This window comes from Pseudomonas sp. CCOS 191, from assembly GCF_001007005.1.
Lineage (GTDB): Bacteria > Pseudomonadota > Gammaproteobacteria > Pseudomonadales > Pseudomonadaceae > Aquipseudomonas > Aquipseudomonas soli.
Genome location: NZ_LN847264.1, coordinates 1,073,829 through 1,085,364, shown reverse-complemented (window position 1 = coordinate 1,085,364; position 11,536 = coordinate 1,073,829). Strand labels below are relative to the sequence as shown.

The window sequence follows — 11,536 nt, the reverse complement described above, 5'->3', positions numbered from 1 at the left end:
GGCAAGCCGGCTCCCACAGGTACTGCACTATCCTGTGGGAGCCGGCTTGCCGGCGATGCTTTTTCAGGACCCCACCATGACCCAGAAACCCACCCTGCACCCGCGCAACCGCCATCAGGGCCGCTACGACTTCCCCGCCCTGATCAAGGCGCATCCGGACCTGGCCCGCTTCACCATCACCAACCCCTACGGCAAGCCCAGCATCGACTTCGCCAACCCTGAAGCCGTGCGGGTGTTCAACCGCGCCCTGCTCAAGGCCCAGTACGGCATCCAGCACTGGGACATCCCCGTCGACTACCTGTGCCCGCCGATCCCCGGCCGCGCCGACTACATCCATGTGCTGGCCGACCTGCTGGGCGAAGACAACGGTGGCGAAATCCCCCGCGGCGCCCAGGTGCACGCCCTGGACATCGGCGTCGGCGCCAACTGCATCTACCCCCTGCTCGGGCACAGCGACTACCGCTGGCGCTTCACAGGCTCCGACATCGACAGCGTGGCCCTGGCCTCGGCCAAGGCCATCGTCCAGGCCAACAAGCTCGACAAGGCCATCGGCCTGCGCCTGCAAGCCGATCGCAAGCACATCCTCAGCGGCCTGCTGCAGGCCGACGAGCGCTTCGACCTGACCCTGTGCAACCCGCCCTTCCACGCCTCGCGCGAGGAAGCCACCCGCGGCAGCCAGCGCAAATGGAAGAACCTCGGCAAGCAGGACCCCAAGCGCAAGCTGCCGGTGCTGAACTTCGGCGGGCAGAACAATGAACTGTGGTGCGAAGGTGGCGAGATCCGCTTCGTCGCCCAGTTGGTCGCCGAAAGCGCGCAGTACGCCGCCCAGGTGCTGTGGTTCACCAGCCTGGTGTCCAAGGCCAGCAACCTGCCGGGTATCGAGGCAGCCTTGAAAAAGGCCGGGGTGAAGGCCCTGCGCATCATCGAGATGGGCCAGGGGCAGAAGCAGAGCCGCATGGTCGCCTGGAGCTTCCAGGACGATGGCGCACGCCAGCAATGGCACGCCCTGCGTAAATCACGGGCATGAAAAAACCGCGCCCGGGCAAGCCGGGCGCGGTTTCGTCAAATCAACAATTACTTGTTGATCGAGTCGGTCAGCACTTTGGCTGGAACGAACTTGACGACTTTCTTGGCAGCGATTTCGATGGCAGCGCCAGTCGAAGGGTTGCGGCCGGTACGGGCAGGACGCTCGGTGACTTTCAGTTTGCCGATGCCTGGCAGGGTGATTTCGGCGCCGTTTTCCAGTTGGTCGGCGACGATCTGGCCCAGTTGCTCCAGGGCGTTACGCGCGGTGGTTTTCGGCGCGTCGATGGCTTCAGCGATATCGGCAATCAGTTGGTCTTTGGTCAGTGCCATGGTGGTGTTCCTTCCCTATCAAATTCAGTGGTTGTGCAGCGTGCTTGGTCGGTGGTCGGGCCAGCCCGGGACAATCCAGAGGCCGCGTCGATCGCGTATGTAGATACGCAAATCGGCGTTTGGTTCGACACCGCGCAAGCGATCTGCCAGCAATGCGCCACCCAAGGGGCGCAAGACCGCGCAAAGCTACCACAGGAATCGATAAATATCCGCTGCCGACCGCGTTTTTGTTCAGGTTTTTCGGGGGTTTTCAGAAAAATCGCAAAAAATTGAACAAAAAACGAACAACCGACATATACGCCAACATCTGGCCACTGCACCACCCTCGCCCTGGGTTAAACTGAACGCCTTTTGCAGCGCGGCTTTTCACCGCTCCTATCACCGAGAATTCCATGCCAATCCGTCATTGCATCGTTCACCTGATCGACAAGAAGCCCGATGGCAGCCCCGCCGTGCTCCATGCTCGCGACAGCGAACTGGCGGCCTCCGACGCCATCGAGAACCTGCTGGCCGACCTCAACGACAGCTACAACGCCAAGCAAGGCAAAGCCTGGGGCTTCTTCCACGGCGAATCCGGCGCCTATCCGTTCAGCGGCTGGCTCAAGCAGTACCAGGACGAAGAGAAAGACTTCGCCACCTTCAGCCGTGTTGCCGTCGAGCACCTGCAGAAGCTGATGGAAGAGTCCAACCTGTCCACCGGCGGCCACGTGCTGTTCGCCCACTACCAGCAAGGCATGACCGAATACCTGGCCATCGCCCTGCTGCACCACAGTGAAGGCGTGGCGGTTAACGCCGAGCTCGACGTGACCCCCTCGCGCCACCTGGACCTGGGGCAATTGCACCTGGCGGCGCGGGTCAACCTGTCCGAGTGGAAGAACAACCAGAACTCCAAGCAGTACATCTCGTTCATCAAGGGCAAGAACGGCAAGAAGGTCTCGGATTACTTCCGCGACTTCATCGGCTGCCAGGAAGGCGTGGATGGCCCGGGCGAGACCCGCACCCTGCTCAAGGCCTTCAGCGACTTCGTCGAGAAAGAGGACCTGCCGGAAGAGTCCGCCCGCGAAAAAACCCAGACCCTGGTCGACTACGCCACCACCCAGACCAAGCTGGGCGAGCCGGTAACGCTGGAAGAGCTCTCCAGCCTGATCGACGAAGACCGCCCCGAGGCGTTCTTCGACCATATCCGCAACAGCGACTATGGGCTGTCGCCGGAGATCCCGGCCGACAAACGCACCCTCAACCAGTTCCGCCGCTTCACCGGGCGTGCCGAGGGTTTGTCGATCAGCTTCGAGGCGCACCTGCTCGGCTCGAAGGTCGAGTATGACGAAGAAGCCGGGACGCTGGTCATCAAAGGCCTGCCGACCCAGCTGATCGATCAGCTGAAACGGCGCAAGGACTGAGAGGGTCGGGGGCGCGTTGCGCCCTCCGGCGAGCTGGAGCAGATCGCCTGTTTATAAGACTTTCCCCATTCCCTGTAGTCCATTTCCCAAACATACTCCCAAGCCCTTTCAAGCCATTGCGGTGGTCTGGGTTGGCCTCTAGTCTCGGACGGTCGCTGCACATTCAGCGACCGTGCTTTGACAGGCCGACTCAAATACGAACCGTATGGCTTTGCCTTTATGGCGGCTGTGCGTGGGGCATCTTCGGGTGCGCCGGGTTTCCTCTATTTGACCGGTCTGTCAACCCATGTACAGCTGCCACCCTTTGTTTGACAGCGAATGGTGATGGTTCCATCTCAAATTGAGGATTCATCATGCTGAAGATTGTCCCCGATCCACCCCACAACCCTCACTCCCTCGAAGACACCCTTATCCAGGCCACCGAGTACGCCCTGTGCGCCTTGACCGTGGCCCATCATGCCGTGCAGCTCAAACCCAGGTCGCCGGCCGCCGTGCTGATGATGGCGTCGATGCATGAGATGGAGTCGCTGCGTGTGTTGCTCGAAGCGGCGTTGATCCAGGTACAGATGCCGGCGCAAGCGCCGACGTTGCATTAAGCCCAATCGCGGGGCAAGTCGCAGCGGCGAACCGCCGCTCCCACGCCAGGACTTCGCAGTACTTGGCTGCGTGGGAGCGGGCTTGTCCCGCGATAGCGCCCGCACAGGCACCGACCATTTCAGGGAGAACAACATGACCACAGACAACACCCCCACCACCGCCGGCAAGACCAAGTTCTACCAGGGCGAAGGCATGACCGAACCGCTGTTCTGCATCGAGCCCGGCATCCCTTGCCAGCACGCCCGCGACCAGGCTTCGGAGCTGATGGGCTGCGTACGCGACCTGACCATCACCGGGATCATGGAAGAAAAGCCCCAGCTACTCTGGGCGTCGTATTACCTGAGCGCCCTGGCCAAGGCGCTGATGGATGATGCCGAACTAGGCATGAAGCACTAGAAATATCGCGAGGCTATGCGGCGCCAAGGGTATGCATGGCCAAGGCACCGCAACGTGTCATGGGGCCGTGGCGACACCGGTATAGGACGCCACCAACGCCTCCTTCGCCGCCTTGCGCAGCTTCTTCACCAAACGCTCCTGGCGCAGCGCCTCGCCTTTGTCCGGCCACTGCTCCACATACACCAGCGCCTGCGCCGGGCTGGTCTTGAAATACCGCGCGCCCTGCCCTTTCTGGTGCTTGATGAAACGCCGCTGCGGATCGTCGCTGATACCGCAGTACAGCGAGCCGTTGGCGGCACGCACCAGATAGACGTACCAGGGTTTGCAGTCGGGGGAAGGCGCTGTTTCGCTCACGGCTCGGTTCGGTGCAACGGAAGAAGGCCGCCAGCTTAACGCCTCAGCGCGCCTGCTGGAATGCGCGAAGCCCCTTGAACGCCTGTTGGCGCACCTTGTTCTGCAACATCGGCGACCAGCCCAGCAGCACGCCCGGCATGCCCAGGGCCTGCCGCGACCAGCGCCACAGGTCGAAGGTATCGTCGTGCTGGCAGATCAGCCCGTCACGGATCACGAAGCGCGCCTGGATATCGTTGACCACCACCCGCCCGGTCTGGCTGAACAGATAGGTCGCCACCCAATGCGCGCCGCCGCCGCGTTCGTCGCTGCGCACGTTGTCGAAGGTCAGGGTGAAGTCCTTGGCGCGGCGGGTGAGCATGCGCCACATGTCCCCGGCATCCTGCCCGCGCAAGGTGCCAAAGACCGGATCGCTGAAAACGATATCGTCGCTGTAGCAGGCCACCATGGCCTCGGCGTCCAGGCGCTGGAAGGCCTGGTAGAAACGGGTGATCAGGGCGCTGTTGGCATCGCTCATTGGCGGTTATCCGTGCTTGGGCTCGAGAAGCGCAAGATAGTCCGGGCCCGGCTTTGGCGCCACAGCCATTTGCGCCATGAATGGTACCGAAGCCCGAACCAGGTGCCAGCAGACCTCAGACCCGCTCGCTGACCACCCCCACATGCAACGCACGCCCGGCACCCAACCCGAACACAATGGCGCCGATCCCCAGTACCGCGAAGATCCAGCCCACCGCGCCCCAGCCCCCGGTCAGGTCATGCACCAGCCCCACCGCGAACGGCCCCATGGAAGCCAGCGTGTAGCCCACGCCCTGGGCCATGCTCGACAGGTTGGCCGCCACATGGGCGTCCTTGGAGCGCAGCACGATCAAGGTCAACGCCAGGGCAAAGGTGCCGCCCTGGCCCAGCCCCAACAGTATTGCCCAGCCCCACAGCCCTTCCAGCGGCGCGTACAGGCAGCCGAACAGCCCGCCCAGGGTCACCAGCATCACCACCACGATGGCCAGCCGCTGATCCTTGCCGCGCGTCGCCAGCCATGGCGCGCTCAGCGAACTGACCAGTTGCACGATCACCGAGCCGGATAGCACCAGCCCCGCCTCGGTCGGGCTCAGCCCACGGCCGATGAGGATCGACGGCAGCCAGCCGAACACGATGTAGGCCAGCGACGACTGCAGGCCCATGTACAGGGTCACCTGCCATGCCAGCGGGTCGCGCCACAGGCCTTGCACTCGGTAGGCCACCTTGTGCACGCCATGGCCCTGGCGCGACTGCGGCAGCCACACCAGCATAGCCAACAGCGCCGGCAGCACCCAGAAGCCCAGCCCCAGCGCCCAGTTGTCATCGAAGTGGCGGGTCAAGGGCACCGTGGCACCGGCGGCCATCGCCGCGCCCAGGCACAGCGCCATGGTGTAGACGCCGGTCAGGGTGCCTGCATGCTGTGGGAAATCGCGTTTGACGATGCCGGGCAGCAGCACGCCGATGATGCCGATGCTCGCACCGGCCATCAGGCTGCCGATGAACACGCCGGTGGCGCCCAGGGCACTGCGCACCAGGATGCCCAGCGCCAGGGTCAGCAAGATGCCGAGGATGACCCGTTCGCTGCCGAAGCGTCGTGCCAGGATCGGCGCCAGCGGCGCGAAAAGCCCCAGGCACAGCACCGGCAAGGTGGTCAGCAGGCCCGCCTGCGATGCGCTGAGCCCCAGCCCTTCGGACACCTGCCCGAGTACGGGCGACATGCTCGACAGCGCCGGACGCAGGTTCAGCGCCACCAGTACCAGGCCCAGCAACAACAGCCAGGGCCGGCGCAGCACCACAGGCTGTTGCTGGACTTGCTCATCGTCGGCCTCGGCGTCGATCAGCAATTCTTCGAGATCCGCCTCGCGGGGCGCGGTGTTGCGGGTCAGTTGTTCGGCCATGGCCTTCTCGTGGTCAGGATTCGATGAGGGTCCGGCTCAGGTGCTTGGCCCGCTCCGGATCGCGTTGTTCGAGGGCGTCGAGGATCTGCCCGTGCAGGTCGAACACGGCCTGGCAACGGGGGACGGTCGTCATGTTGTGCTGCAGGGCCGCGCCGACCACGCCGGAAAAGTAGCGGTACAGCTCGCTCAAGGCGGGGTTGTGGGCGGAGTCCACCAGGCGCTGGTGGAAGACCAGGTCGCATTCGACATAGGCATCCACATCGCCGTGGTAGTGCTGCGCGCTGTGTTGCAGTGCGTCGCGCAGTGCCTGCAGGTCGGCTTCGGTGCGGCGCAACGCGGCCAGGCCGATGGCTTGTGTTTCAAGGATATGGCGGGTTTCGCGGGCGTGTTCGACGGCGCAGCGCGACATCACCTGCACGGCCTGCAGCGGGTCCACGGCGGTGCGCAGGTAGCTGCCGTCGCCCTGGCGGACTTCCACCAGGCCGCTGAAGGCCAGGACGCGCATGGCCTCGCGCACGGTGTTGCGGCTGATGCCCAGGTCGCTGGCCAGCTCCGGTTCGGTGGGCAGGCGCTGGCCTACTGACCAGGTGCCCTGGGCGATGCGCTCGCGGAGCTGGTCTACGGCTTGTTCTACCAGGCTGCGTTTGATGAGCGGGGTCACGGGTGGCTTACGTCCAGTCATCGGATGAATTGCTTGACGATAGCGGGTTGGTGAACAGGGAGCAAGGTGCGGTTGTTGAGCGCATCAGGGCTGCCAGGTGTCAGCCGCAAGCTTTGCAGTGCCTATGAGATCGAGCGCCGCCCGCGCGGCGCATCGCGGATGAATCCGCTCCTACATTTGTTGCAACGTGGCCATGCCTGATAGGTCATGGTTGTAGGCTTTGCGCGCTCGACGCCATTTCTTGGTGGGCATTGCCGCCTTCCCACTCGTCCCAAGACATGCGCCAAGGCTGGCAACCATGGCCTTACAGGTTCGGTACGTTGCAACAAATGTAGGAGCGGATTCATCCGCGATGCGCCGCGCGGGCGGCGCTCGATCTCATCGACACTGCAAGAGTTACGGCGGACACCTGGTGGCCCTGATGCGCTCAACAATCCTCGCATCCAAGGCCTTGAAAGAGATGCCCCTGAAGCCGCAACAGGCCAGATCAGGCCTGACGTGCCTTCTTCATCCGGAATGCCACCCACAGCACGGCGATCCACGCCGGGATCAGCATCACCGAGATACGGATTGGCGGGGTGAGGTACATCACCACCAGGATCAGCACGATGAACGCCAGGCACAGGTAGTTGCTCAGCGGGTGCCACAGGCTCTTGTAGAACGGCGTGATGCCGGCCGCCAGCTTGGCCTTGCGGAACTTCAGGTGGGTGATGCTGATGCTCGCCCAGTTGATCACCAGCGCCGACACCGCCAGGGCCATCAGCAGGCCGAAGGCCTCGCCCGGCATCAGGTAGTTGATCAGCACGCACAGGCCGGTGGCGAAGGCCGACACGCCCAACGCGGTGAGCGGCACGCCACGGCGGCTGACCTTGAGCAGCTGACGCGGCGCGTCACCCTGCGTGGCCAGGCCGAACAGCATGCGGCTGTTGGCGTACACGCAGCTGTTGTAGACCGACAGCGCGGCGGTCAACACCACGATGTTGAGAATGGTCGCCACCAGGTCGCTGTCCAGTTCGTGGAAGATCATCACGAACGGGCTGCCGCCCTGCACCACCTTCTGCCAGGGGTACAGCGACAACAACACGGCCAGCGCGCCGATATAGAAGATCAGGATGCGATAGACCACCTGGTTGGTCGCCTTCGGGATGCTCTCACGCGGGTTGGCCGCTTCGGCGGCGGTGATGCCCACCAGCTCCAGGCCACCGAAGGAGAACATGATCACCGCCAGGGCCATGATCAGCCCGGTGACGCCATTGGGGAAGAAGCCGCCGTACTGCCACAGGTTGGCGACGCTGGCATCCGGCCCGCCGTGGCCGCTGCTCAGCAGCCAGGCGCCGAAGCCGATCATGCTGACGATGGCCACCACCTTGACCAGGGCGAACCAGAACTCCATTTCGCCATATACCTTCACCTGGGTCAGGTTGATGGCGTTGATCACCACGAAGAAGATCGCCGCAGTGGCCCAGGTCGGGAAGTCCGGCCACCAGTACTGCACATAGATCCCCACGGCCGTGAGCTCGGCCATGCCGACCAGCACGTACACCACCCAGTAGTTCCAGCCCGAGACGAAACCGGCGAACTCGCTCCAGTACTGGTGCGCGAAGTGGCTGAAGCTGCCGGCGACCGGCTCCTCGACCACCATCTCGCCCAACTGGCGCATGATCAGGAAGGCCATCAGGCCGGCGATGGCGTAGCCCAGCAGCACCGACGGGCCGGCCAGCTGGATGGTCTGGGCGATGCCCAGGAACAGCCCGGTGCCAATGGCCCCGCCCAGCGCGATCAGCTGGATATGGCGATTCTTCAGCCCGCGCTGCAAGCGCTCGGGCGTGCTCTGGTCTTGCATGAAGTGTCCTTTAGGTGAGGCAGTGTTATTGGTTTTGCTTGCAAATGGGCTAGATCCATCCACCCCATTGCAAGAAGAAAATCCCGATGTTCGTGGTGACGGCGGCCATCAGTGTAGTGATCACGATGATCGACGCCGCCAGTTCATGGTTGCCGTTGGCCTCCCGCGCCATCACATAGCTGGCCGCCGCGGTGGGGCTGGCGATGTAGAGGAACAGGATGCCCAGCTCGGCGCCACGGAACCCGCACAGCCAGGCACCCAGGGTGCCCAGCAGCGGCAGCCAGACCATCTTCACCAAGCTGACATCGACGGCCAGCCTGCCACTGTCGCGCAGGGCCGCCAGCGACAGGGTGCCGCCGATGCAGATCAGCGCCAGCGGCAGGGTCATCTGCGCCAGGTAGTCACCGGAGGTCAGCAGCCAGTTGGGCAGCGGCACCTGGCCGTAGGCCATGGGTGTTGCCACCAGCACGCTGAGGATCAACGGGTTGCTGAGGATGCTCTTGCAGATGCTCCAAGGGTCGGACTTCAGGTCCGGGCTGTACACCGCCAGTACCACCGCCGACAGCGAGTTGTACATGAGGATCACCAGCCCGGCCAGCACCGCGCCGAGGGATATACCGTAGTCGCCATACAGGCTGGCCGCCAGTGCCAGGCCGATCACGCCGTTGTTGCCACGAAACGCACCTTGCGTGTAGACGCCGCGGTCAGCCCGCGGGCAGCGCCAGATCGCCAGGCCCCAGGCCAGGCCGAAGCACGCCAGCGTCGCGCCGACGAAGTAGAGCATCACCCCTGGTTTCACCGCCGACGCCAGGTCGGCATGGTAGATGCCGAGGAACAGCAGCGCCGGCATGCACACGTTGAACACCAGCTTGGAGGCGACCCGGTTGAAGTTGTCGTCGATCAAGCGGATGCGCTTGAGCAGCACGCCCATGAACAGCATGGCGAACACAGGGGCCGTGATGTTCAGTGTCTGGATGAGTAGGGCGAGCATGCAACGTGGTCCCGGGAAATGCCGTTAGGGAGCGCAATCATACGTGAGAGCCGGGGGCTTGCGCCCGCCACAGCTGCCAGATGCCAGCACAAAGGGGTCTTGACGTAGGAAATTTCCTGCATATGATGCATATTACTGTATATGCATACAGTATAAAAATGGATTATCCAGACATTGCAAGGAGCAAATCATGTCAGGAATGCACGCTGCACCTGTGGCCGCGAAAGCCCAGGCCACGCTGGTGGTCGCTGACCTCGACCAGCTGTTCGATGAGCAGGGCGTCGCCCTGCCCGGCCCCGACAGCCATCTGGTGCTGGTCATGCACGGTCACCACACCCTCAAGTATCACCGCCCTGCGCCACCGTCGGCTGGCGGCAAAGCTGCGCAGCGCGGCCCGGAGCTATTCTTCGAAGGCGCCGAACACACCGCCATCGGCGACAACGCCCTGCTGCGTTACGAGGTGGGCCAACCAGGCATCCCCGCCCATCAGTCGCCGCTGCCACTGCCCAACGGCCTGAACCTGACCTATGGCCAGGTGATCGCCCTGGGCGGCGACTTCTACGGCCTGCCCGAGCGCCCGATCGCCGATGGCGGCAGCGACGCCGAACGGATCGAGCGCTTCATCCAGGCCTTCGACTCCCTGGCGCGCCTGCCGGCGGCCAAGGCGGAAGCCGAACAGATCCTCGCGGTCATGCAGGAAGAAATCCGCGCCGCCAACCAGGCCATCAAGGATGGCCGACAGCCCCATGAAGCCTATGACGCACTGGGCGACAGCCTGTCGGCACGCTGGAACCGCATTACCGGCGGCGGCAGCTTCGCCTCCGACCTGTTCCCCCTGGGGCGCTACCTGAAACTGGCCGCCAGCAACTGGGACCATTTCGGCCCCTGGGCGCTGCTGGCCTACCAGGCCGGCCACGCCGCCGCCCTGCAGCAGGCGCTGAAAGCCCGCGCCAGCGGCGCCGAACGCGACCTGCAACTGGCCTATGCAATGAACGCCTTCGCCGACCACTTCCTCACCGACCTGTTCTCCGCCGGCCACCTGCGGGTACCGCGCAAGGCCCTGGCCGACACCGTCACGCCGAGCGACGTCGGCTCGCTGATCTCGCGCTTCATGCACGACGAGGACAGCAAGTACGGCCTGGCCGTGCGCAATGCCGAGGGCGAGCAATGGCGCGCCTACGGCGACAAGCGCTACTTCGACAGCGTCGATGTGGCCAACCGTCGTCAAGTGGCGCGCGCCGTGCAGCGCTCGGTCGATGAAGTGTTCCAGGCCTTCGCCGAGGGCCGCGTGCCCCAGGCCAAGGACTTTTCGGCCCTGCGCCTGGCGCCCGACCTGCGCGCCGCCGAACAGGACCTGGTGCCCGGCAACTTCGCCGCGCTGTACTTCCAGGACGGCAAGGCGGTGCTGCGGCGCAAGGACGTCAACGACCTCAACGACCGCAATCGCATTGGCGACTGGTGGGGCTGGAGCACCTACCTGCTGCTCAAGGACTACAAGCCGAACAAGCCCACCGGTTTCATCGATGCCCCCGCCACCTCGCCGGTGATCACCGGCTGGGAGCGCCGTGAGCCCGATGGCCTGAACTGGCAACGGGGCAACGCGGTGCGCTATGCCTTCAGCATCACCGACCAGCTCAACGAGTCGTACATTGGCCCATGGAGCGGCTATGCCGAGCTCACCGACCAGTTCCACCCGAGCGTGCAGGTGCCGGCGGACGGCAAGCAACGCGGGCGCAACCTGTTCCGCCAGTTCCGCGGCGGTTCACCGGAGCTGATCGCCAGCCTGGACGCAAAGACAACGCTCTATATCGATCGCAACGCGTGACAAGGAGGTCACCGATGAATATCAAGGTCAAACTGGAACTCGCTTCGGGCCAGTCGATGGAAGGCATGCCGCTGGAATTGCTGCGTGATGGCAAGGTGATTGGCCGGGCGAAAGTGCCGGCAGGCGGACAGGTGGCGTTCGAGGCGCCATCGGGAGCAGGACAGCTGGCGGTACGGGTTGACCGCTCGGGAGGGAAAGCCTGA

At 64.1% G+C, this 11,536-nt stretch carries 13 protein-coding genes; 6 read left to right on the top strand and 7 right to left on the bottom strand.

Annotated features, from left to right (window positions below):
* The first annotated feature begins 76 nt into the window (after nucleotides 1-76).
* Complete coding sequence (gene rlmF / locus CCOS191_RS05015; RefSeq protein ID WP_046854293.1) at nucleotides 77-1,027, top strand: 23S rRNA (adenine(1618)-N(6))-methyltransferase RlmF; 951 nt, start codon at nucleotides 77-79, stop codon at nucleotides 1,025-1,027.
* Nucleotides 1,028-1,074: 47 nt separating this feature from the next.
* Here the strand turns inward: rlmF and CCOS191_RS05010 are convergent, their stop codons facing one another.
* A complete protein-coding gene (locus CCOS191_RS05010; protein ID WP_004882926.1) occupies nucleotides 1,075-1,356 on the bottom strand; it encodes an HU family DNA-binding protein in 282 nt (93 codons plus the stop codon).
* 392 nt (nucleotides 1,357-1,748) lie between these two features.
* Here CCOS191_RS05010 and yejK point away from each other — a divergent pair, with 392 nt between their 5' ends.
* From yejK to CCOS191_RS04995, 3 genes are all read left to right on the top strand, one after another.
* Complete coding sequence (gene yejK, locus CCOS191_RS05005; RefSeq protein ID WP_046854292.1) at nucleotides 1,749-2,756, top strand: nucleoid-associated protein YejK; 1,008 nt, start codon at nucleotides 1,749-1,751, stop codon at nucleotides 2,754-2,756.
* A 353-nt stretch (nucleotides 2,757-3,109) separates the two neighbouring features.
* Nucleotides 3,110-3,352: a hypothetical protein gene (locus CCOS191_RS05000; protein ID WP_046854291.1), complete on the top strand. Its 243-nt coding sequence runs from the start codon at nucleotides 3,110-3,112 to the stop codon at nucleotides 3,350-3,352.
* Nucleotides 3,353-3,485: 133 nt separating this feature from the next.
* Nucleotides 3,486-3,749, top strand: coding sequence for a DUF3077 domain-containing protein (locus CCOS191_RS04995; RefSeq protein ID WP_046854290.1), 264 nt, complete (start codon nucleotides 3,486-3,488; stop codon nucleotides 3,747-3,749).
* Between the two features lie 57 nt (nucleotides 3,750-3,806).
* Here the strand turns inward: CCOS191_RS04995 and CCOS191_RS04990 are convergent, their stop codons facing one another.
* The 6 genes from CCOS191_RS04990 to CCOS191_RS04965 form a co-directional block, all read right to left on the bottom strand.
* A complete protein-coding gene (locus tag CCOS191_RS04990; protein ID WP_046854289.1) occupies nucleotides 3,807-4,103 on the bottom strand; it encodes a GIY-YIG nuclease family protein in 297 nt (98 codons plus the stop codon).
* Nucleotides 4,104-4,146: 43 nt separating this feature from the next.
* The gene (locus CCOS191_RS04985) at nucleotides 4,147-4,617 is read right to left on the bottom strand and encodes a nuclear transport factor 2 family protein (RefSeq protein ID WP_046854288.1); all 471 of its coding nucleotides are present in this window, start codon (nucleotides 4,615-4,617) and stop codon (nucleotides 4,147-4,149) included.
* A 115-nt stretch (nucleotides 4,618-4,732) separates the two neighbouring features.
* Nucleotides 4,733-6,013: a CynX/NimT family MFS transporter gene (locus CCOS191_RS04980; protein ID WP_046854287.1), complete on the bottom strand. Its 1,281-nt coding sequence runs from the start codon at nucleotides 6,011-6,013 to the stop codon at nucleotides 4,733-4,735.
* 13 nt (nucleotides 6,014-6,026) lie between these two features.
* Nucleotides 6,027-6,695 (bottom strand): FadR/GntR family transcriptional regulator, encoded by a 669-nt coding sequence (locus CCOS191_RS04975; RefSeq protein WP_046854286.1) that lies wholly within the window; start codon nucleotides 6,693-6,695, stop codon nucleotides 6,027-6,029.
* Nucleotides 6,696-7,161: 466 nt separating this feature from the next.
* Entirely contained in the window at nucleotides 7,162-8,517 is a 1,356-nt protein-coding gene (locus CCOS191_RS04970; protein ID WP_046854285.1) for an amino acid permease, read from the bottom strand.
* Nucleotides 8,518-8,566: 49 nt separating this feature from the next.
* Complete coding sequence (locus CCOS191_RS04965) at nucleotides 8,567-9,508, bottom strand: AEC family transporter (RefSeq protein ID WP_046854284.1); 942 nt, start codon at nucleotides 9,506-9,508, stop codon at nucleotides 8,567-8,569.
* 190 nt (nucleotides 9,509-9,698) lie between these two features.
* On the opposite strand from CCOS191_RS04965, the gene CCOS191_RS04960 reads away from it, so the two are divergent.
* Both CCOS191_RS04960 and CCOS191_RS04955 read left to right on the top strand, forming a co-directional pair.
* Nucleotides 9,699-11,333 (top strand): hypothetical protein, encoded by a 1,635-nt coding sequence (locus tag CCOS191_RS04960; protein WP_046854283.1) that lies wholly within the window; start codon nucleotides 9,699-9,701, stop codon nucleotides 11,331-11,333.
* 14 nt (nucleotides 11,334-11,347) lie between these two features.
* A complete protein-coding gene (locus tag CCOS191_RS04955) occupies nucleotides 11,348-11,536 on the top strand; it encodes a hypothetical protein (protein ID WP_046854282.1) in 189 nt (62 codons plus the stop codon).

Bases quoted from the DNA above. Each gene is read 5' to 3' on its own strand.
- CCOS191_RS04985 (WP_046854288.1), bottom strand. From the start codon at position 4,617: ATGAGCGATGCCAACAGCGCCCTGATCACCCGTTTCTACCAGGCCTTC.
- CCOS191_RS05000 (WP_046854291.1), top strand. From the start codon at position 3,110: ATGCTGAAGATTGTCCCCGATCCACCCCACAACCCTCACTCCCTCGAA.
- rlmF (WP_046854293.1), top strand. From the start codon at position 77: ATGACCCAGAAACCCACCCTGCACCCGCGCAACCGCCATCAGGGCCGC.
- CCOS191_RS04960 (WP_046854283.1), top strand. From the start codon at position 9,699: ATGTCAGGAATGCACGCTGCACCTGTGGCCGCGAAAGCCCAGGCCACG.
- CCOS191_RS04980 (WP_046854287.1), bottom strand. From the start codon at position 6,013: ATGGCCGAACAACTGACCCGCAACACCGCGCCCCGCGAGGCGGATCTC.
- yejK (WP_046854292.1), top strand. From the start codon at position 1,749: ATGCCAATCCGTCATTGCATCGTTCACCTGATCGACAAGAAGCCCGAT.
- CCOS191_RS04970 (WP_046854285.1), bottom strand. From the start codon at position 8,517: ATGCAAGACCAGAGCACGCCCGAGCGCTTGCAGCGCGGGCTGAAGAAT.
- CCOS191_RS04975 (WP_046854286.1), bottom strand. From the start codon at position 6,695: ATGACTGGACGTAAGCCACCCGTGACCCCGCTCATCAAACGCAGCCTG.
- CCOS191_RS04965 (WP_046854284.1), bottom strand. From the start codon at position 9,508: ATGCTCGCCCTACTCATCCAGACACTGAACATCACGGCCCCTGTGTTC.
- CCOS191_RS04955 (WP_046854282.1), top strand. From the start codon at position 11,348: ATGAATATCAAGGTCAAACTGGAACTCGCTTCGGGCCAGTCGATGGAA.
- CCOS191_RS04995 (WP_046854290.1), top strand. From the start codon at position 3,486: ATGACCACAGACAACACCCCCACCACCGCCGGCAAGACCAAGTTCTAC.
- CCOS191_RS05010 (WP_004882926.1), bottom strand. From the start codon at position 1,356: ATGGCACTGACCAAAGACCAACTGATTGCCGATATCGCTGAAGCCATC.